The following is a 21,241-nucleotide window of genomic DNA, read 5'->3' as shown; positions in this document are numbered from 1 at the left end:
TCCGGCGCGAGATAAAACAATACACGCCTTTGCGCCCAACGCCAAATCGGGGAATCCCCACCGCCAAAGCGGTGGGGATTCCCCGATTCAGCGGCCTCCGGCACTCAGCCAGCGACCCTGCGAACAAGCGACCCTAGGAACACCCGCACGATGTTCTCCCGCGGCGGCCGCCACGGGCGCAGCCTTCGGTTGGCTGTTCCCCGGCGGCCGCGGGTTCCTCCGTCACGGCCGGTCGTCGGTCTCCGCCGAGTCCGGCAGAACCGCGCCCGGTTCTCCGGCGCCCATTTCGTCGGCGCCGACTTCGGCCGTGCCGAACTCGACGGTGCCTGTTTCCTCAACGCCCAATTCGTCGGCGCCTTCCCCATCGACTGCGCCCGGGGCGACGCCCTCATCAAGCGCGCCCATTTCATCGGCCCCGACCTCGGCGATGCCGAATTCAGCGGCAACCGCTTCGGCAGCACCGGCGGCGGACACCGCAGCCGCGCCGGTCCCGGCCGGCACCAGATACAGCATCCCCAGCGGCGGAACCGTGAGGACGGCATGGGCCGGCTGGCCGTGCTCCTCTCCTGCCACGGCCTGGATGCTGCCGCCGTTGCCGACCCCGGAGCCGCCGTACTCGGTGTCGTCGGTGTTCACCAGTTCGGTCCACTCCCCCGTGGAGGGCAGGCCCAACCGGAAACCGGTGTGCGGATCGCCGGAGAAGTTCGCGACGCACACCAGCGGGTTCCCGGCCGCGTCCCTCCGGATGAAGCTGAACGTGTTGGCCGCCGCGTTGCCGCCGTCGATCCACTGGAAGCCCGCGGGCTCGTGGTCCTTCTCCCACAGCTGGGGGTAGGCGCGGTAGACGGCGTTCAGCCGGGTGACCAGCTTCCGGACGCCGTCGTGCTGCGGGGTCTCGGCCAGCCACCACTCCAGCCCGTGGCCTTCGTTCCATTCGCCCTCCTGGGCGAACTCGGTGCCCATGAAGATCAGCTGCTTGCCCGGGTGCGCCCACTGGAAGGCCAGGTAGGCGCGCACGTTCGCGAGCTGGCGCCACCGGTCCCCGGGCATCTTGCGCAGCAGCGAACCCTTGCCGTGGACCACCTCGTCGTGGCTGATCGGCAGCAGGAAGCTCTCCGTCCAGGCGTACACCAGCGAGAAGGTCATCTTGTTGTGGTGGTACATGCGGTGGATCGGATCCTCCTCCACGTACTGCAGGGAGTCATGCATCCAGCCCATGTTCCACTTCAGCCCGAAGCCCAGGCCGCCGAAGGCGGTCGGCCGGGTGACGCCGTCGAACGCCGTGGATTCCTCCGCGATCATCATGACGCCCGGCGACTTGCGGTACGCGGTGGCGTTGGCTTCCTGCAGGAAGGAGATCGCCTCGAGGTTTTCGCGCCCGCCGTGGATGTTCGGCCACCAGTTGCCGTCCTCGCGGGAGTAGTCCAGGTACAGCATCGAGGCCACCGCGTCCACGCGCAGCCCGTCGATGTGGAACTCCTCCAGCCAGTACAGGGCATTGGCCACCAGGAAGTTGCGCACCTCGTTGCGCCCGAAGTCGAAGATCAGCGTGCCCCAGTCCGGGTGCTCGCCGCGGCGCGGGTCGGCGTGTTCGTACAGCGGTTCGCCGTCGAACCGGGCCAGCGCCCAGTCGTCCTTCGGGAAGTGCGCCGGCACCCAGTCGACGATCACGCCGATGCCGGCCTGGTGCAGCCTGTCCACGAGGTGGCGGAAGTCGTCCGGGTGCCCGAACCGGGAGGTCGGAGCGTAGTAGCTGGTGACCTGGTAGCCCCAGGATCCGCCGAACGGGTGCTCGGCCACCGGCATGAGCTCCACGTGGGTGAACCCCAGCTCGGAGACGTACTCCACCAGTTCCTCGGCCAGCTCCAGGTAGCTCAGTCCCGGCCGCCAGGATCCCAGGTGCACCTCGTAGATGCTCACCGGACCGGTGTGCGGGTTGCGCGCGGCGCGCGCCTCCATCCACTGCGCGTCGCGGAAGCCGTAGGAGGATTCGACGACGACGGACCCGGTCCGCGGGGGAACCTCGGTGTGCTGGGCCATCGGGTCGGCCTTGTCCCGCCAGTGCCCATCGCGGCACAGGATCTCGTACTTGTACACCGTGCCGGCCCCGACGCCGGGCACGAACAGCTCCCAGATGCCGGCCCGGCCCAGCGAACGCATCGTGTGCCCGGTGCCGTCCCAGCCGTTGAAATCGCCCTTGACCCGGACCGCCTGGGCGTGGGGGGCCCAGACCGCGAACCCGACGCCGCTGGTTTCCCCGAGCACGGAGTGGTAGCGCAGCACGTGCGATCCCAACACGTCCCAGAGCCTCTCGTGCCGGCCCTCGCCGATCAGGTGCAGGTCGATTTCGCCCAGGGTGGGCAGGTACCGGTAGGGATCGTCGACGAGGACGGGGTCGCCTCCCTTGTGGGAGACCTCCAGCCGGTAATCCGGCACGTGTCCCTCGGTTTCGGCCGGCAGCACCGCGACCCAGATGCCCTCATGCTCGTGGGTCATCGGCACCCGGCCGGAGGGGGTGACCACCTCGACGCCGAGCGCGAACCGGCGCAGCGTGCGGATGGTGACGAAACCGGCGTCGTCCAGGTGCGCGCCCAGCACTGCGTGCGGGGCGTGGTAGCGTCCGTGCGCGACGGCGGCAAGCGCCTCGGGCGCCACGGGAAGCGGTGCGTGGGGGGCTGACTGGCTCACGGGTGGTTCCTTATCGACATCGGTGCGGGCGTGGTGGGGCGTGGCGTGGGCGAGTCCGGCCAGGACCTCGTGGACGGCGGACGCCGGAACGCCCACCCACGAGGGCCGGTTCTGCAACTCGTACGCCACCTCGTAGAGCGCCTTGTCCAGCCACAGGGCCAGGAACAGCGGTGAGTCGGTGTCCACCGCCGTCCCCGATTCGGCCGCATAGCCGGACAGGAACGCCTCACGTCCCATCTTGGCCCACGCGTGGGCCGCGGCCGGGGAAGCCCCGCGGCCGGAGTCCGGCCGGGTCGCGACGCCGGCGGCGTAATCGAAGGAGCGCAGCATGCCAACGACGTCGCGCAGGGCCACGTCGGTGGCGGTGCGTTCGGCGGCCGTGCGCAGCGGCTCGCCCTCGAAGTCGAGCACCACCCAGCCGCGCGGTTCCGCGTGCAGCACCTGCCCCAGGTGGTAGTCGCCGTGGATGCGCTGCAGCGTCGGGAGCGCGGAAATCCGCTCCAGCGAGGCGAGCACGGCACGGAACGCCGCCTCGACGTCGGCGTTTTCGGTCCCGGCCGCGCGGAGGCCCGGCGCGGCGGCCACCCAGCCGCGTTCGAGCCGGTCGCGCAGGGTCCCCACGTACTCGGCGATCTCCTCCGGGCCGGCCTCGCTGGCCCCGGCCGCATCGCGCAGCGCGGCGTGCAGGCGGCCGGTGGCGCGACCGACCGCCTCGGCCTCCGCGGTGAAGTCGCGTCCTTCCAGGGCCGCGGTGCTGGCGCTGCGCCAGGCGTCCTGGCTGCCGGCGATGAATTCGCGCAGCACCCCGAGGGCGCCGGTCACGGGTCCGGAAGGTTCCTCCCAGCGGGCGCTGACCACGCCGTAGGTCAGCGGGACCTCGTGCGAGCCGGCGTCGGTCAGGAGCACGCCCAGTTCGACGTCGGGGTTGCTGCCGGGGACGGGCACGCGGAAGAACTTCGTGATGAGGTCCCCGTCCTCCCGTTCGATCACCACGGAGGTGTTGGACTGTTCGCCGCCGAGGACGCCGGCGGCCAGCGAGGGCTCGTAGGGGGCGCGGTCGGCGAACCCCGCCAGCGCGGTTCCGTCGTAGCCGTCCCCGGCGGTCCCGCTGCGCATCAGCTCCAGCCAGGCGGCGACGAAGGCGGGGTCGTGGGTGCCGTCGTAGACGTGCCACCGGTCGTCGCCGTGCCCTCCGCCGGCGGGAAGCGTGCCGATCAGGCCGGCCACCGCTGACCCCGCTTCCTCGGGCTCGGGCAGGGGTTCCTTCCGGAAGGACAGCGGGACGTGCACGACGGCGGGCGCGCTGGCGGCGCCGGTGTCCACCGCGAGCAGCACGGATTCGAGGCCGATGCCGGGGTCCGGGGAATCCAGGGGGACGGACCCGACCCGGCGCAGGCCGAAGCCTGCATGTGCCGCCGCGGGGAACCAGCGCTGCCGGCGCAGCCAGCCGGAGAGCAGGTCCAGCAGCGCTTCGTCGTGGCGCGTTGTCTGGGGCTGTGTCATCAGGCCATCACTCCTTCGGTGGTCAGGATGGGCATCGCGCTGGTGGCCGGGGAGTTCGTGTCGGAGCGGCTCGAGCGCAGCCGCAGCCAGAAGAACCCCTGCGAACCAAGGGTGATCTGCAACGTTCCGTCGGCGGAAACCGGCGGGAACACCGTGCCGCCGAAGACGTCGCGCAACCCGCGCTCGGCGAAGTCCGGCAGGTCCAGGCGGGCGGCCATCGGATGCTGGGAAAGGTTGTAGATGCACAGCACGGCCTCGCCGTCCCTGTCCTCCTCCTCCGGGGGCAGTTCGCGCAGGAAGGCGAGGACGCTGGGTGAGCTGGCGGAGACGTTGCGGTAGCTGCCGAGGCCAAAGACGGGATGCTCGCGGCGCACGCCGAGCACCTGGCGCAGCCAGTGCAGCATCGAGCTGCTGTGGGCCAACTGCTGCTCGACGTTGACGTGGGTGAAGTTGTAGACGAGGGACTGGACCACCGGCAGGTACAGCTTGCCGGGATCCGCCGAGGAGAAGCCGGCGTTGCGGTCGGGGTTCCACTGCATCGGGGTGCGCGACGCGTCGCGGTCGTCAAGCCAGATGTTGTCCCCCATCCCGATCTCGTCGCCGTAGTAGAGGAAGGGGCTGCCCGGCAGGGAGAGCAGGAGCGCGTGGATCAGTTCCAGTTCGGAGCGGGAGTTGTCCAGCAGCGGGGCGAGCCGGCGGCGGATGCCGATGTTGGCGCGCATGCGCGAGTCGGGGGCGTACCAGCCCAGCATCGCCTCGCGCTCGGTGGGGGTGACCATCTCCAGGGTCAGTTCGTCGTGGTTGCGCAGGAACGTGCCCCACTGGGTGCCGGGCGGGATCTGCGGGGTCTGCTCCATGGTGGAGATGATGGGCGCGGCCAGCTGGTCGCGGAGCGCGTAGAAGATCCGCGGCATGATCGGGAAGTGGAAGCACATGTGGCATTCCGGTTCCTCGGGCGTGCCGAAGTACTCGACGACCTCGTGCGGGGGCTGGTTGGCCTCGGCGATGATGATGCGCCCCGGGTACTCGGTGTCCACCATGGCGCGCAGCCGGCGCAGGAACTGGTGGGTGCCGGGCAGGTTCTCGCAGTTGGTGCCGTCCTCCTCGTAGAGGTAGGGGATGGCGTCGGCGCGGAAGCCGTCCACGCCCAGGTCCAGCCAGAAGCGGACGACGTCGTACATGGCCTCGTGGACGCGCGGGTTGTCGAAGTTCAGGTCCGGCTGGTGGTGGAAGAAGCGGTGCCAGAAGAACTGGCGGCGGATCGGATCGAAGGTCCAGTTGGACTCCTCGGTGTCCACGAAGATGATGCGCGCATCCTGGTAGAGCTCGTCGGTGTCGCTCCAGACGTAGAAGTCCCCGTAGGGCCCGTCCGGTTCGCTGCGCGAGGACTTGAACCACGGGTGCTCGTCGGAGGTGTGGTTCAGGGGCAGGTCGATGATCACGCGCAGGCCCCGGGCGTGGGCCTCGGCGACCAGGCGCTTGAAATCGCCGATGGTGCCGAAGTCGTCCAGGACGTCGTAGTAGTCGGAGATGTCGTAGCCGCCGTCGCGCAGCGGGGACTTGAAAAACGGCGGGATCCAGAGGCAGTCCACACCCAGCCACTGCAGGTAGTCCAGGCGGTCGATCAGTCCAAGCAGGTCCCCGCACCCGTCACCGTTCGAGTCCGCAAACGCCCGCACCAGCACCTCGTAGAACACCGCTTTGCGGTGCCAGTTGGGATCGTGGGAGATTCCGGGCGCGTTGAGCTGGTACGGGTTGACCAACGTCAGTTCCTCCTGATGTGCAGGATGTGGGCCGGCTCGACGAAGGGATCGAGCCGGACGTAGTTGTGGGCGCCCCACTTCCACGTCTCCCCAGTGAGCAGGTCGTCGACGGTGAAGCGTCCATCCTCGTCGAGGTCCTCACGGCGCAGTCCCAGCGCAGCCAGATCCAGCGTTACGGTGCCTTCCCGGGTTCCGTGGGAGTCGGTGTTGACCACCACGATCACGGTGTCCGCCGGGGCGCCCGGCGAGGGGACCTTGGACTTGCTGAAGACGACGGTCGCGTCGTCGGTGCTGGCGTGCACCACCAGGTTGCGCAGGTCCCCCAGCGCCGGATGGTCGCGGCGGATTCGGTTCAGCCGGGCCAGGTACGGAGCCAGCGAATGTCCGGCGGCCTCGGCGCCGGCGAAGTCGCGCGGCTTGTACTCGAACTTCTCGTTGTCGATGTACTCCTCGGCGCCGGGGCGGGCGACGTGCTCGAAGAGCTCGTACCCGGCGTAGACGCCCCACAGCGGCGCCGCCATCGAAGCTAGCACGGCGCGGATCCGGAAGGCCGCGGGCCCGCCGAACTGCAGGTACTCGGTGAGGATGTCCGGGGTGTTCACGAAGAAGTTCGGACGGAAGAACGCGTCGCTCTCGCGGCTGACCTCGGTGAAGTACTCCTCCAGCTCCTTCTTGGTGTTGCGCCAGGTGAAGTAGGTGTAGGACTGCTGGAAACCGGCCCGGCCCAGCGCGTGCATCATGGCGGGGCGGGTGAACGCCTCGGCAAGGAACACCACCTGCGGGTGCTCTTCGTTGACCCGGCCAATCAGCCACTCCCAGAACCACAGCGGCTTGGTGTGGGGGTTGTCCACGCGGAAGATGTCCACCCCGCGGGACACCCACAGCAGGACGGTCCGCAGCACCTCCTGGGCCAGGCCCTCGGGGTCGTTGTCGAAGTTCAGCGGGTAGATGTCCTGGTACTTCTTCGGCGGGTTCTCTGCGTAGGCGATGGTCCCGTCGATGCGGGTGGTGAACCATTCCGGGTGGGCGCCGACCCACGGGTGGTCCGGGGAGGCCTGCAGCGCCAGGTCAAGGGCGACCTCCAGACCCAGCTTGCGGGCCCGGTCCACGAATACGGCAAAGTCCTCGACCGTGCCCAGGTCGGGGTGGATGGCGTCGTGCCCGCCCTCGGGCGCGCCGATGGCCCACGGGGAACCGGGGTCGTGGGGTCCGGCGACCAGGGTGTTGTTCGGGCCCTTGCGGTGGGTGCGGCCGATCGGGTGGATCGGGGGCAGGTAGATCACGTCGAAGCCCATTTCGGCGACGGCGCCGAGCCGCTCCGCGGCGGTGCGGAAGTTGCCGCTGGTGTAGGTACCGCTCTCCGGGTGGTAGACGGCTCCCTCGGAGCGCGGGAAGAACTCGTACCAGGCTCCGCGGCCGGCGCGCTCGCGCTCGACCTTGATCGGGAAGCGCCCGCTGCGGGTGACCATGCGGCGGATCGGGCGGCGAACCAGGACGTCGTCCACCTCCGCGGAGATTCCCGCCGCGAGCCGCTCGACCGGGTTCAGCAGGCCGTCGGCCACCACCCACGAGGCCCGGCGGACCGTGTCGGCGTCGTTCCGGGCGGAATCGTTGGCGTTGCCAATCGCGGCTGCCGCATCGGTGAGCAGCTTGGCCCCCTCGGCGAGCATCAGTTCGACGTCGATCCCGGCGCCGACCTTGATCCGCGCGTCGTGCCGCCAGGTGCCGTAGGGGTCGTCCCAGGCCTCGACCTCGAATTCCCAGGCTCCCTCCGACTGCGGTCGCAGCCAGCCCTCCCAGGTGTCGGTCCCCGGAGGGCCCGGGACCATGGGAACGCGTTGGACCTCCAACCCGTCCGGTCCGTAGAGGACAGCGGTTGTTCCCAACCTGTCATGTCCCTCGCGGAAGGCCAGTGCCTCTACCCTGATGTCCTCGCCCGGAATGGCTTTGGCAGGGTAGCGTCCGCCCTCGACCACTGGGTGGAGGGCGGTAACGGGAATCCGGCCGAAGCTGCTCTGCAGTCCTGTGCTCACCCGGTAGACGCTATCCACAATCCACGTCAAAGACCAAGGAAACGGCAACAATGGCGCAGTGTTTACCGTGCCGCAACACACATTGGGGGCATCTGCGCTAGCGTTCACCCTGTGAAGGCCATTCGACGATTTACCGTACGGACAGTCCTGCCCGCCCCGATTGCCGGACTCGCCGCGCTTGCCGCGAACCTGCGTTGGTCCTGGCACGAGCCCACCGCCCGCCTATTCCGCAGCCTCGACCCAGGGGTGTGGGAGGAAGTGCGCGAGGACCCGGTCGCCCTGCTGGGCAGCTTCGACCGGGCCCGGCTGGAAGCCCTTGCCTCGGACCCCGAGGTTGTCGCGGAGGTCCAGCGCCAGGTCGCGGACCTGCAGCGCTACCTCACCGAGCCGCGCTGGTACCAGCAGCAGCTCGGTGCCGAGGCGCCGCGGGCCATCGCCTACTTCTCCCCCGAGTACGGGATCACCGCGGCGCTGCCGCAGTACTCCGGGGGACTGGGCATCCTCGCCGGCGACCACCTCAAGGCCGCCAGCGACCTCGGCGTGCCGATAGTCGGCGTCGGCCTGCTCTACCAGGCCGGCTACTTCAAGCAGTCCCTCTCGCGCGACGCGTGGCAGCAGGAGACCTACCCGGTCCTCGACCCGGACGGGCTGCCGCTGACGCTGCTGCGCGAGGAGGACGGAAGTCCCGCCGTCGTGTCCCTGCCGCTGCCGGACGCGCGGCGGCTGCGCGCGCACATCTGGCGCGCCGACGTGGGCCGTGTCCCGCTGCTGCTGCTTGATTCGAACATCCCCGCCAACGACGACGCCGCGCGCGGCATCACCGACCGCCTCTACGGTGGCGGCGGCGACCATCGCCTGCAGCAGGAACTGCTGCTGGGCATGGGCGGCGTCCAGGCGCTGCGCATCCACGCCCGCCTGACCGGCGGGGCCGCCCCGGAGGTGTTCCACACCAACGAGGGGCACGCCGGCTTCCTCGGCGTCGAGCGCATCCGCGAACTGATGGACCAGGGACTCGCCTGGGACGAGGCCCTGGCCGCCGTCCGTGCCTCCACGGTGTTCACCACCCACACCCCCGTCCCGGCCGGCATCGACCGGTTCGAGGCGCTGCAGGTCGGCCACTTCCTGCGGGCCGGGCTGGCGCCGGGCGTGCCGACGGAAAGCATCCTGAAGCTCGGCGCGGAGGACTACGCGGGCGGCGACCCCGCGACCTTCAACATGGCGGTCATGGGGCTGCGGCTGGCGCAGCGCGCGAACGGCGTGGCCAAGCTGCACGGTCGCGTCTCCCGCCAGATGTTCTCCGGGCTGTGGGCCGGATTCGACGTCGATGAGGTTCCGATCGCCTCGGTCACCAACGGCGTCCACGTGCCCACGTGGGTGGACCCGAAGGTCTCCGCGTTCGCCCGGGAACACTTCGGCGCCAAAGCGGGGACCGGCGACGGGGAGGAGCCGAACTGGTCCCTGGCGGCGGAGGTTCCGGACGAGGACCTCTGGGCGCTGCGGCGCCGCCTGCGCGAGCAGCTGATCGTGGACGTGCGCGAACGGCTGCGTGCCTCCTGGCTCAAGCGCGGCGCCAGCAAGATGGAGCTCAGCTGGACCGACTCCGTCCTGGATCCTGACGTGCTGACCATCGGCTTCGCCCGCCGCGTGCCGACCTACAAGCGGCTGACCCTGATGCTGCGCGACCCCGCCCGGCTGAAGGCGCTGCTGCTGCATCCGACCCGGCCGGTCCAACTGGTCATCGCCGGAAAGTCGCATCCGGCGGACGAGGCCGGCAAGCGGATGATCCAGGACCTGGTCCGGTTCACCGACGACCCGGCGGTCCGCCACCGGATCGTGTTCCTGCCCAACTACGACATGCGCATGGCGCGTACCCTCTTCCCGGGCTGCGACGTGTGGTTGAACAACCCGCTGCGTCCGCTCGAGGCGTGCGGCACCTCCGGCATGAAGGCCGCCCTGAACGGCGGCCTGAACCTGTCGGTGCTGGACGGCTGGTGGGACGAGATGTTCGACGGCGAGAACGGCTGGGCGATCCCGACAGCTCCCGCCGGGTCCTCTTCCGAGCACCGGGACGACATCGAGGCTGCCGCTCTGTATGCGCTGATCGAGAACGAGGTCGCCCCGCGGTTCTACGGCGTTCAGGTCTCCGAGGCGGCCGGCGCGGCCGGTCCGTCCGACGCGGCCGGCGACGGCGTCCCGCACCAGTGGGTGCAGATGATCAAGCACACGCTCTCCCACCTGGGTCCGCAGGTGTCCGCCGAGCGCATGGTCCGCGACTACGTGTCCCGGCTGTACCTGCCGGCAGCCCGGTCCGGCCAGGACGCGGCGAAGGGTTCCTTCGCCGGGGCCAAGGAGCTGGCCGCCTACGCGCGACGGCTCCGCGGCGCCTGGCACGGGCTCGCGGTGGAGCACGTGGACTCGATCGGGCTCGAGGAGGAACCGAGCATCGGCGACAAGTTCCAGGTGGACGCCTACGTGCGCATCGACGGAATCAACCCGGAAGACGTCGCGGTGCAGGCCGTGTACGGCGCGGTATCCGAGGCCGACGAGCTGAGCGAGCCGGCCGTGCACGAGCTCGAGCTCGCCGAGGAGCTCGGCGACGGACGCTACCGGTTCACCGGAGACCTCCGGCTGGAGCGCTCCGGATCCTTCGGCTACGGGGTGCGCGTGGTGCCGCGGCACCACGCGCTCATCTCGGTCCCCGAGCTGGGCCTGATCGCCAGCGCCAGCTAGGGCCTAGCGGGCAGTTCCAGCAAACGACGACGGCGGCGGCACCTCCNGTGCCGCCGCCGTCGTCGTTTGCTGGGCCGGAACTCAGGCCCGGTAGACGGTGACCGAGTGCGCCTCGATGAGTTCGGGCTCGCCGGCCTTCAGCGCGGCGCCGCGCCGGCGCAGGGACCCTTCCGCGGTGCTGAACTGCAGCTTGAACGTGGTTCCTTGGCGGTCCTGGGGGCGCAGCGCCCGCAGGATGTCGGGATCCGGCATGCGGATGCGGACCGGCTCGGTGCCGCCGTTGAAGACCGCCAGGCCATCGATCTTCCCCTCCGGGGATCCGAGCAGCATCTGGACCAGCCGCGTTTCCGGGCGGGTCCACTCTTCCCGCCGCATCGGTACGCCGTCGGCATTGAACCAGTGCATGTAGGAACTGGCGTCCTGCGTCGGGAAGGTGTGGGGCTGCCCGGCCATGAACTCCTTGCGCAGGCGCATGAGCGCCTTCGTGTTCTTGAGCATGGCCCGCTGGTCCTCGGAGAGTGTCCAGTCCAGCCAGGTCCGGTAGTTGTCCTGGCAGTAGGCGTTGTTGTTCCCCTCCTGCGTCTTGCCGAGCTCGTCCCCCGCGGTTAGCATCGGCACGCCCAGCGAGAGCAAGAGCGTCGCCATCACGTTCGAGGCCGTCTGCCGGCGCCGGGCCATCAGCTCCTCGTCCGCGGTGGCGCCCTCCAAGCCGTGGTTGTAGCTGCGGTTGTGGCTGTGCCCGTCGCGGTTGTCCTCGCCGTTGTCCTCGTTGTGCTTGCGGTCGTAGCTGACCAGGTCGCGCAGCGTGAATCCGTCGTGGGCGGTAATGAAGTTGATCGACGACAGCGCCCCGCGGCCGGAGGGGGCAAACAGGTCGCGGGAGCCGGCCAGGCAGGACGCCAGGCGCGCCACCGAGCTGCCCTGGCCACCGGCCAGGAGCGAGCCGTGGTCCGAAACCCAGAACTCGCGGACGATGTCGCGGAAGTGGTCGTTCCAGTCGTGGAAGGGCTGCGGGAAGCGCCCGGTCTGCCAGCCGCCCATGGAGACGTCCCACGGTTCCGCGATCAGTTTGGTGCCGGTCAGCACGGAGTCCGAGGTCAGCGCCACCAGGAACGGGTGCTGGGGGTTGAAGTGGTTGTGGGTGTCGCGGCTGAGCGCGACGGCCAGGTCGAAGCGGAACCCGTCGATGTGGTAGTCCTCCACCCAGTGGCGCAGGGAATCCAAGGCCATGCGGACCACGGTGGGCTGGTTGAAATCCAGCGTGTTGCCGCAGCCGGTGGTGTCGAAGTACCGGCCATCCGCGTCGTGGCGGTAGTACTGGGTGTCCCCGAGCCCGCGCCACGAGTAGGCCTGCTGGCCCCGGCCGCCCTCGGCCGTGTGGTTGAACACAACGTCCATCAGTACCTCGATGCCGGCCGAGTGCAGGGCCTTGACCATGCCCTTGATCTCGTCCTGCACCGCCTTGGGCCCGGCCGCTTGCGCCGCGGCCGTGGCGTACCCGGTGTGGGGGGCGAAGAAGCCCAGCGTGTTGTACCCCCAGTAGTTGGGCAGGCCCAGCTCCTGCAGGTGCGGCTCGTCGAGGTGGAAATGGATGGGAAGCAGCTCCACGGCGGTGACGCCGATGTCCTGCAGGTGCTTCACCATCACCGGGTGCGCCAGCCCGGCGTAGGTCCCGCGCAGCTCCTCCGGGATGTCCGGGTGCAGCATCGTCTGGCCCTTGACGTGGGTCTCGTAGATCACCGTGTCCCGCCACGGCACGTGGGGGCGCACGTCGTCCCCCCAGTCGAAGTCGGACTCGACGTAGACGCTCCAGTACACGCCGGCATCGTCCTGCTCGATCGCCCGTCCCCACGGGTCCAGCAGGAGCTGGCCGTCCTGGGGAAGCTCGGCCCCGCGCTCCCAGAAGGCGTAGCGCGCCCCGGGACGCAGCTGCTCGATGGTGGCGTGGAAGATGTTGTAGGTCTCGTCGAAGAGCGGCACCGAAAGCAGGCGCCCGAACGGGTCGACGAACCAGATGTCCATCTCCTGCAGCCCCGGCGCGTACACCGCCACGTTCACCGTGTCCGGCAGGCCAGGGGCGCCCGGTGCCTGCGCCGACACCCCGAACGGAAATGGGCGCGACAAGTACCCTTTCACGCCCTGCAGGCGCGCGGGGAGGTCACCGGCGGTGGGAGCCATGGGGTTCCCTGACCTACGCGTCCCGCCGGCGCGAGACCTCGTAAAGGGTGATGCCCACGGCCATCGAGGCGTTCAGCGATTCCATGGCCGAGTCGATGGGGATCGAAACGATCTGGTCGCAGGTCTCGCCGACCAGGCGGGAGAGGCCCTTGCCCTCGGAACCGACCACGATGCACAGCGGTTCCGTGGCCACTTCAAGGCCCGGCAGCTGGACGTCGCCGTCGCCGTCGAGGCCGATCACGTAGACGCCCTGATCCTTCATGGCCTTCAACGCGTTGGTCAGGTTGGGCGCGCGCACCACGGGCACCCGCACGGCGGCGCCGGCGCTGGTCTTCCACGCGGAGGCGGTCATGCCCACCGAGCGGCGCTCCGGCACGATCACGGCGTGGCCGCTGAACGCGGAGGCCGCGCGGATGATCGCTCCGAGGTTGCGCGGGTCGGTGATGCCGTCGAGGGCGACGAAGAGCGGCGCGTTGCGGATGTGGCCCTTGCGCCACTTCTCGAGGGTCTCCTCGACCGTGTCCAGGGCGTCGGCGTAGTCGTAGGGCGGGATCTGCAGGACCAGGCCCTGGTGCACGGCGTCGTCGGTCATGCGGTCCAGTTCCGGCTTCCCGGACTCCATCACCGGGATGCCGCGCTCCGCGGCGATCTTCAGCGATTCGCGGACGCGATCGTCCATGTCGATGCGCACCGCAATGTGCAGGGACTTGGCCGGGATGCCCGCGCGCAGGGCCTCCACCACGGAGTTGCGCCCCGTCACCAGCTCCTCGGCGACCTTGCTGCGCCCGCCGGAGCGGCCGCGCTGCTGGCCGCCGTGCTTGGCGGCGGAACGATCGGCGAGCACCTTGGCCTTGTGCGCCTTATGGTAGGTGCGGTCCTCGGCCTTGGGCGTGGGGCCCTTGCCCTCCAGGGCCTTGCGGCCGTGGCCTCCGGTGCCGACCGAAGGGCCCTTCTTGCTCTTGCGGATGGCGCCGGAGCGCTTGGGTGCGGCCATGATGTGGGATTCCTCGATCGGTGGGGTGTGCGGGGGCGGCCCAGCAGGCCACGCCGAACCATTTTACCGTGGATGCGCGGCCGGCGTTCACCGGCCCCGAAAGAACCGGCGGTCCTCCCCCGTCCCCGCCCCGCCGCTCGACCTCATCCGGCCGCGGCGTGCGGGGCTACTTCAGCGACCAGCGGGCCCCGTCGGCGGAGTCCTCCACCACGATCCCGGCCTCGGCGAGCAGGTCGCGGATGGAGTCCGCGCGGGTCCAGTCCTTCGCGGTGCGGGCGGCGGACCGCTCGTCCAGCTGCGCGCGGACCAGCGTGTCCAGGGCGTGGTGCTCGGCGGAGGAGCCGCCGGCGTCGTTGCCTGCCGCGTCGTCCAGGCCCAGCGTGAAGGTCATCGCCATGACCTGCTGCAGCGCGCGGTCGGCCGCTTCGCGGTCGCCGGAATCGAGAGCGGTGTTGCCCCGGCGAACGGTCTCGTGCAGCGCGGCGAGTGCCTGCGGGACGTTGAGGTCGTCATCCATCGCGGCCGCGAACTCGTCGGTGACCTCGAAGTGGTGCAGGTCCAGGTCGAAGTCGCCGCCTGCGCCGATCCCGTGCAGGCGCTCCAGGGCACGCTCGACGAAGGAGTCGATGCGTTCCAGCGCTGCACCGGCCTCCTCCAGGGAGGTGGGGCGGTAGTCCAGCTGGGAGCGGTAGTGTGCCTGGCCCAGGAAGTAGCGGACCACGCGCGGGGCAGCCACTTCCAGCATCTCCTCCGGGGAGACGGTGTTGCCCACGGACTTGGACATCTTCTCCCCCGCGTAGGTGACCATGCCGTTGTGCATCCAGAAGTTGGCGAAGCCGTGCCCGGCCGCGGCCGACTGGGCCAGCTCGTTCTCGTGGTGGGGGAAGCGCAGGTCCAGGCCGCCGCCGTGGATGTCGAAGCTTTCGCCGAGGTACTTGGTGCACATCGCGGAGCACTCCAGGTGCCAGCCCGGGCGGCCGCGGCCCCACGGGCTGGGCCAGGAGGCGGTCTGCGGGTCGGTGTCCTTGTGGCCCTTCCAGAGCGCGAAGTCGCGGGGGTCGCGCTTGCCGCGCGGATCCGCGTCGGGAGCGGCCTGCATGTCGTCGACCTTCTGGCGGGTCAGCGAGCCGTAGCCGGGGAAGGAGCGCACGTCGAAGTAGACGTCGCCGGAGCCGTCGAGGGCCGGGTAGGCGTGGCCGCGTCCGATGAGTTCCTCGATGAGCTGGTGCATCTCCGGGATGTGGCCGGTCGCGCGCGGCTCGTAGGTGGGCCGGCGGACGCCGAGGGTCTCGTAGGCGTTCCGGAACTCCTGCTCGAAGCGGTACGCCAGGGCGAACCACGGCTCTTCCGCCACGTAGGCGCCGTCCTCCTCGAAGTCCTCGGCGAAGGACGCAGCGGACTTCTCCAGGATCTTGTCGTCGATGTCCGTCACGTTGCGGACCACGGTGACCTTGTGGCCGCGGTGCTCCAGCCAGCGGACCAGGATGTCGAAGGCGATGGCCGAGCGGATGTGCCCCACGTGCGGCATCCCTTGGACGGTGGCGCCGCAGTAGTACAGGCCCACCTGACCCGGAACCAGCGGGACGAATTCCCGCACCTGCGCCTGCTTGGTGTCGTAAAAACGGATGCTCACCGGTCTAGGTTAGCCGCCGTTGCGCCGCCGCCGTGCCTGCGCCTTGCCGGAGCTCCCGGCTCAGGCCCCCGGCCGGTAGACCAGGGCGGTCGCGTAGGCCGTGATGCCCTGCCCGGCACCCTCGTAGCCGAGCCGGTCCGACGTCGTCGCGGTCACCGTGACAGGGGCGGCGGCCGCCGCGCTGAGGACGGCGTCCGCCTCCTGCCGGCGCGGGCCGAACTTGGGGCGGTTGCCCACGAACTGCACGGCCACGTTGCCGATCTCGAACCCGGCGGCGCGCACCAGGCGGGCCGCCTCCGCCAGCAGCGTCGTGCCGGCGGCGCCGGCGAACTCCGGGCGGTCGGTTCCGAAGTGGGTGCCCAGGTCCCCGATGCCGGCCGCGGAGAAGAGCGCGTCGCAGGCCGCGTGGGCCACCGCGTCGCCGTCGGAGTGCCCGGAAAGCCCGCGCTCCCCGGGCCAGTGCAGCCCGGCCAGCCACAACTCGCGCGCCTCCTCGTCCGGGGCGAAGGCGTGCACGTCGATGCCGAGGCCGGTGCGGGGAAGGATCGGTGCGTTCACGGCTGCTCCTCGTATCCGTTCGCCACCAGCGCCTCGGCCAGCAGCAGGTCCATGGGGGTGGTGATCTTCAGGGCCTCCACCGCGCCCGGCACCACAAACACCTCGGTGCCGGCCAACTCCATGAGCATCGCGTCGTCGGTGACGGCCGCGGCGCGCTCGCCGGTCCAGGACGCGGCGGACTCGTGGGCCCGCAGCAGCTCCCCCAGACGGAAGCCCTGCGGGGTCTGGACGGCCCGCAGCGCCGCGCGTTCGGGGGTGCCGGTGACGGATTCGGGGGCAATGCCAGGGGCCGCGGCGGGAGCCACGGACTTGATCGTGTCCACCACCGGCACGGCGGGAATGACCGCGCTGGCCCCGGCGCGCAGGGCCCGGAGGACGCCGGTGAAGACCTCGGCCGGGGTGAGGCAGCGGGCGGCGTCGTGGACCAGGACGTAGTCGGTGCCCGGTCCGAGGGCCCGGAGCCCGGCCCGCACCGATTCGTTGCGCGTCGCGCCGCCGGGGACGCAGGTCAGGTGGGCGCCGTCCGTGGCGTAGCCCGCACACAGGGCGGTCAGTTCGGTGTCCCCGGGCGGCACCACCACGACCATGCGGTCCGCGACGCCGGAGCCCAGGGCCCCGTCGATGGCGTGGGCCAGCAGCGGGCGGCCGGCCAGCGGCACCAGGGCCTTGGGGAGCCCGTAGCCGAGCCGGGTTCCGGACCCTGCGGCAACAATGACGACGGCGGCGCGGCCGGAACGTTCTGCGCGCGCCGGAACGGGGGGATGCGGGGGGTGGCTCACGTGCAGAAGCGTACCCCCGGCATCCGTCCGGATGGTGCTCCCGGCCAACCGGCAGCACCATCCGGGAACGCCGAACGGCCCGCCCACTGCTGTGGACGGGCCGCAAAGCCAAAAACCATGAAGCTGAAGGGTCGCCGGGGCGGCCGCCGGCCACAAGGCGCGGGGCTGCCGGAGGTGCCGCCTAGGAGGCGAGAACCTCGTCGAGGACGCTCTCTGCCTTCTCCTCGTCGAGCTTCTTGGCCAGGGCCAGTTCGCTGATCAGGATCTGGCGGGCCTTGGAGAGCATGCGCTTTTCGCCTGCGGAGAGACCACGGTCGTGGTCGCGGCGCCACAGGTCGCGGACGACCTCGGCCACCTTGATGACGTCGCCGGACGCCAGCTTCTCCAGATTGGCCTTGTAACGGCGGGACCAGTTGGTCGGCTCCTCCGTGAACTCGGCACGCAGGACGTCGAACACATGCTCCAGGCCTTCCTGGCCCACCACGTCGCGAACGCCGACCAGGTCGACGTTTTCCGCCGGGACCTCGATGGTGAGATCGCCTTGCGCTACCTTGAGCTTGAGATACATTTTCTCTTCGCCCTTGATGGTGCGCATCTTGATCTCCTCGATCATCGCGGCACCGTGGTGAGGGTAAACAACCGTTTCGCCAACCTCAAAAACCATGTGGATAATCCCCTTTCCCGCAGTCCAGTTTATCACGAAAATGGCCGAAACTCCGGGCCAGTCGGGGTGACGCCCCCTGCCATGGAGCCTCGCCGAACCCCTTCCCAAGACGCCGGCGCGGTGGTACGTGCGCGCGTTGGCCTCCCCCGTTGCTTCCGTCACGCAGGCTGGCCGAAGCAAGCTTTTGGCGCCGAACCCATTAGGCTAAGAGGTGAATTGCCGCCGCGCCCGAGGCATCCAGCCTGCCGCGGCGACCCGTCAGACTCGACCTTGATAGAGGAGCTTGTGCCGTGATCACCGCACAGAAGATCCGTGGACGCCGCGCCGTTGCGGCCGCCGCTCTGGCCGTTATTGCGCTTGGGGCCACCGGCTGCGGTGCCATCAACGAGCAGGCCACCACCCTGCACTACGCGGCCTCCGACGGCATCGTCTTCGATGTGGCCGACCTGAAGGTCCGCAACCTCATGCTGGTCACCGGCTCCGCCACCGAAGAGGCGCGCGCCATCGGCACCGTTGTCAACAACACCGACGCCGCCAAGACCCTGAACCTGTCGATCGGCTCCAACACGGCCTCGGTCAAGGTGCCGGCAAAGACCTCGCTGAAGCTTGAGGACGACGCCAACGAGCTGGTCATCCCGACCGCAACCGTCGAGCCGGGCGCCGACGTGGACGCCGTGGCCTCCGTGGGTTCGGCCCGCACCGACATCTCGATCCCGGTCGTCAACGGCGCCCTCGAGGAGTACCGCCAGTACGTGCCGGGCGGCTACGACCCGACCACCACGGACCACCTCACCAAGTCCGAGGAACCCGCGGCCGAGCACTAGCGCGCGGGGGCAGGCCCTGCGCTTACCCGCCAGGATTCCAGAAAGGGCCCCGGAACCGTTCGGTTCCGGGGCCCTTTCGTGTGCGGCGGGTTCCGGCGAAGCACAAGGGGACGACGGCGGCCGCCGTCGTCCCCTGCCGTCCGGGCCGGTCAGCCCTCGAACTTGTAGCCCAGCCCGCGCACCGTGACCAGGTGCACCGGGTTGGACGGGTCCGGCTCGATCTTGGAACGCAGCCGCTTGACGTGGACATCCAGGGTCTTGGTGTCCCCGACGTAGTCCGAACCCCAAACGCGGTCGATCAGCTGGCCGCGGGTGAGAACGCGCCCGGAGTTGCGCAACAGCATCTCCAGCAGTTCGAACTCCTTCAGCGGCAGCGGAACCTGTTCCCCGCCCACGCTGACCACGTGGCGCTCCACGTCCATGCGCACCGGACCGGCCTGGATCGTCGCGGCGACCAGCTCCTCCGGCTCGCCCTGGCGGCGCAGCACGGCCCGCACGCGGGCAACGAGCTCGCGCGAGGAGTAGGGCTTGGTCACGTAGTCGTCGGCGCCAAGTTCCAGGCCAACGACCTTGTCGATTTCCGAGTCCTTCGCCGTCAGCATGATGACCGGGACGTTGGAGCGCTGGCGCAGCTGCCGGCACACCTCGGTGCCCGGCTGCCCCGGCAGCATGAGGTCCAGCAGCACCAGGTCGGCGCCGGCACGGTCGAATTCGGTCACGGCGTCCAGGCCGTTGTCGACCACCTGGACCTCGAAACCCTCTTTCTCCAGGAGATAGGAGAGCGGGTCGCTCAGCGACTCCTCGTCCTCGACCACCAGAATGCGGGTCAAACCCTGCCTCCTTGTCCCGGGGCGCTCAGCGTCCCCTCGTTCGTTCCGCCGGTTTTCCTGGCGGTTGTTTCTTCCAATTCCGGCAGGCGGACCGTGAAGGTCGACCCTTGGCCGGGTTGCGACCATACGGTCACTTCGCCGCCGTGGTTGGAAATGACGTGCTTGACGATGCTCAACCCCAGGCCGGTGCCGCCGGTCTGGCGCGACCGGGCGGCATCCACCCGGTAGAAGCGCTCGAAGATGCGGTCCTGCTCGTCCTGCGGGATGCCCGGCCCCTGGTCCGTCACCGAGACCTGGACCAGCCCGTCGCGCGAGCGGACGCCGACCCCGACGGTGGTGCCTTCCGGCGAATACCGGATGGCGTTGTCGATCAGGTTCCGGAAGGCCGTCATGAGCAGGTCCGGGTCCCCATGGACCTTGGCGTCGGAATGCCCGCCCAGGGAGATCTTGATGCGTTTGCCCTCGGCGGGAAGCTTGTTGCGGTCCACCGCCTCGGCCAGGACGGCGTTCACGTCCACCGGGCGGCCCTGCATCACGACGTCGGCCCCCTGCAGGCGGGAGAGCTCGATGATGTCCTGGACCAGCGCGGTGAGCCGCGCCGATTCCTTGTGGAGCCGGGCCGCGAAGCGCCTGACGGCGACCTCGTCGTCGGCGGCCTCGTCCACGGCCTCGGCGAGCAGGGAGATGGCCCCCACCGGGGTCTTCAGCTCGTGGGAGACGTTTGCCACGAAGTCGTTGCGGATGGCCTCGGTGCGGGTGATCTCGGTGCGGTCGTCGGCCAGCAGGAGGATGTACTCGTCGCCCAGGGGGGCGACCCGGACGTGCACGATGATCGTGCCCTGCCCCAACGGACCCCGCGGAAGTTCGAACTGGCGCTCCTCGATGACCCCGTCGGCGCGCACCCGGCGGGCCAGCTCCAGCAGTTCCGGATGCACCAGGGTGTGGCCGCGGACCAGGCCGAACGCGTAGGCCGCCGGATTGGCGCGGACCACGCCGTCGACGTCGTCCACCACCACGAAGGCGCGTCCGATGACGGAGAGGATCTCGGCGGATCCTTCAGGAAGGGTCGGTTCGCCGACCTCCATCAGGCCCGTCCGCTGCCGTTGGCTGGCCCGGTAGGCGAGGAGGCCGACCACGCCCAGGGCCAGGCCCACCAGGCCGGAGAGCACTCCGATCAGCACATCGTTCACGCCTCTAGCGTATCCCCCGCTCCGGCGGCGTTCCGGACCGGAACGGGGCAAATGGGGGCGGGTTCATGGAGTGTTCACCCGGCGCCCCACAAGCATTCATCTAGTACTGTCAGCCTGAAGCGGAGAATGAGGGCCGCACCCCAAGGGTTCGGTCCGACGTGTTATGAAAGGACGCCGCCGTGCGTAAGGTATTCCAGGCCGAGCTCCAGTCCATCGGTGACGAGCTGGTCCAAATGTCCCAGCTCGTGGCGCACGCCATGGAGCGCGCATACGCTTCCTTCGAAGCCGCCGACACCGAGGTCGCCCAGGAGGTCATCGCCGCCGACGCGCGCATCGACTTCCTGCAGAACCAGCTGGACGAGCGCGCCATCGACGTCCTGGCCCTGCAGGGGCCGGTGGCCTCCGACCTGCGCATGATCGTCGGCTCCCTGCGCATGAGCGCCTCCCTGGAGCGGATGGGCGACCTGGCCCGGCACATCGCCCAGCTGGCCCGCTTGCGCTTCCCGCAGAACGTGGTTCCGGCGTCGCTGGCCCCGGTCTTCCGCGAAATGGCCCAGGCGGACATCGAGATCGCCCACAAGCTCGGCGAACTGCTGGAGACCCGCGACCTGAAGGTCGCCCAGGAGATCATCCGGCTCAACGCGCACATCGACGAGCTGCACCTGAGCGTCTTCAAGACCGTCGCCGAGCCGGACTGGAACGAGTCCGCCCCGACCACCGCGGACGTCACCCTGGCCAGCCGATTCCTGGAGCGCTACGGCGACCACGGGGTGTCCGTTGCCCGCAAGGTCAACTACCTGGTCACCGGCGAATGGGACCCGCAGTACACCGAGGTCTAGGGACTCTCCCCCACCTACGACGGCGGCGGCGCACC

13 protein-coding genes and 2 pseudogenes are annotated in these 21,241 nt (G+C 69.8%); 4 read left to right on the top strand and 11 right to left on the bottom strand.

Annotated features, from left to right (window positions below; translation table 11 throughout):
• Positions 1–150: 150 nt before the first annotated feature.
• Positions 151–312: pseudogene (locus ABD912_RS23565) on the top strand (hypothetical protein); the annotation flags it as partial.
• Positions 313–483: 171 nt separating this feature from the next.
• On the opposite strand, the pseudogene glgB reads toward ABD912_RS23565, so the two are convergent.
• The 3 genes and pseudogenes from glgB to ABD912_RS08380 form a co-directional block, all read right to left on the bottom strand.
• A pseudogene (glgB, locus tag ABD912_RS08390) lies at positions 484–4,191 on the bottom strand (1,4-alpha-glucan branching protein GlgB); the annotation flags it as partial.
• Complete coding sequence (gene treS, locus ABD912_RS08385) at positions 4,191–5,954, bottom strand: maltose alpha-D-glucosyltransferase (RefSeq protein ID WP_345149975.1); 1,764 nt, start codon at positions 5,952–5,954, stop codon at positions 4,191–4,193. The gene treS and the pseudogene glgB, both read right to left, overlap by 1 nt.
• A 2-nt stretch (positions 5,955–5,956) precedes the next feature.
• Positions 5,957–7,987: an alpha-1,4-glucan--maltose-1-phosphate maltosyltransferase gene (locus ABD912_RS08380; RefSeq protein ID WP_345149974.1), complete on the bottom strand. Its 2,031-nt coding sequence runs from the start codon at positions 7,985–7,987 to the stop codon at positions 5,957–5,959.
• Between the two features lie 111 nt (positions 7,988–8,098).
• Here ABD912_RS08380 and glgP point away from each other — a divergent pair, with 111 nt between their 5' ends.
• Positions 8,099–10,717 carry an alpha-glucan family phosphorylase gene (gene glgP, locus ABD912_RS08375; protein WP_345149972.1) on the top strand — a complete coding sequence of 873 codons (2,619 nt, stop codon included), beginning with the start codon at positions 8,099–8,101 and terminating at the stop codon, positions 10,715–10,717.
• Positions 10,718–10,798: 81 nt separating this feature from the next.
• Here glgP and glgX read toward each other — a convergent pair whose 3' ends face one another.
• The 6 genes from glgX to ABD912_RS08345 form a co-directional block, all read right to left on the bottom strand.
• Positions 10,799–12,841, bottom strand: coding sequence for a glycogen debranching protein GlgX (glgX, locus tag ABD912_RS08370; RefSeq protein ID WP_345149970.1), 2,043 nt, complete (start codon positions 12,839–12,841; stop codon positions 10,799–10,801).
• 67 nt (positions 12,842–12,908) lie between these two features.
• A complete protein-coding gene (gene rlmB / locus ABD912_RS08365) occupies positions 12,909–13,889 on the bottom strand; it encodes a 23S rRNA (guanosine(2251)-2'-O)-methyltransferase RlmB (RefSeq protein WP_345149968.1) in 981 nt (326 codons plus the stop codon).
• 166 nt (positions 13,890–14,055) lie between these two features.
• Positions 14,056–15,522 carry a cysteine--tRNA ligase gene (cysS, locus tag ABD912_RS08360; protein WP_345149966.1) on the bottom strand — a complete coding sequence of 489 codons (1,467 nt, stop codon included), beginning with the start codon at positions 15,520–15,522 and terminating at the stop codon, positions 14,056–14,058.
• Between the two features lie 60 nt (positions 15,523–15,582).
• Complete coding sequence (gene ispF, locus ABD912_RS08355) at positions 15,583–16,080, bottom strand: 2-C-methyl-D-erythritol 2,4-cyclodiphosphate synthase (RefSeq protein WP_345149964.1); 498 nt, start codon at positions 16,078–16,080, stop codon at positions 15,583–15,585.
• Positions 16,077–16,859, bottom strand: a complete 783-nt coding sequence (ispD, locus tag ABD912_RS08350) for a 2-C-methyl-D-erythritol 4-phosphate cytidylyltransferase (RefSeq protein ID WP_345149962.1) — start codon at positions 16,857–16,859, stop codon at positions 16,077–16,079. The genes ispF and ispD overlap by 4 nt, the downstream gene beginning before the upstream one ends.
• Before the next feature lie 181 nt (positions 16,860–17,040).
• Positions 17,041–17,523, bottom strand: coding sequence for a CarD family transcriptional regulator (locus tag ABD912_RS08345; protein WP_149956482.1), 483 nt, complete (start codon positions 17,521–17,523; stop codon positions 17,041–17,043).
• A 290-nt stretch (positions 17,524–17,813) separates the two neighbouring features.
• Between ABD912_RS08345 and ABD912_RS08340 the strand changes: the two genes are divergently transcribed.
• Positions 17,814–18,347, top strand: a complete 534-nt coding sequence (locus ABD912_RS08340) for a hypothetical protein (protein WP_345149955.1) — start codon at positions 17,814–17,816, stop codon at positions 18,345–18,347.
• Between the two features lie 149 nt (positions 18,348–18,496).
• Here ABD912_RS08340 and ABD912_RS08335 read toward each other — a convergent pair whose 3' ends face one another.
• On the bottom strand, positions 18,497–19,177 hold the full coding sequence (locus ABD912_RS08335; protein WP_345149953.1) for a response regulator transcription factor: 681 nt from the start codon (positions 19,175–19,177) through the stop codon (positions 18,497–18,499).
• Positions 19,174–20,367 carry a sensor histidine kinase gene (locus ABD912_RS08330; RefSeq protein WP_345149952.1) on the bottom strand — a complete coding sequence of 398 codons (1,194 nt, stop codon included), beginning with the start codon at positions 20,365–20,367 and terminating at the stop codon, positions 19,174–19,176. Before ABD912_RS08330 ends, ABD912_RS08335 begins: the two co-directional genes overlap by 4 nt.
• A gap of 179 nt (positions 20,368–20,546) precedes the next feature.
• Between ABD912_RS08330 and phoU the strand changes: the two genes are divergently transcribed.
• Complete coding sequence (gene phoU / locus ABD912_RS08325) at positions 20,547–21,206, top strand: phosphate signaling complex protein PhoU (protein ID WP_345149951.1); 660 nt, start codon at positions 20,547–20,549, stop codon at positions 21,204–21,206.
• Positions 21,207–21,241: the final 35 nt, after the last annotated feature.

The sequence above is a fragment of the Arthrobacter ginkgonis genome, assembly GCF_039540195.1.
In the GTDB taxonomy this organism is placed as follows: Bacteria; Actinomycetota; Actinomycetes; order Actinomycetales; family Micrococcaceae; genus Zafaria; species Zafaria ginkgonis.
This window is presented reverse-complemented; position numbering and strand designations above follow the sequence as displayed.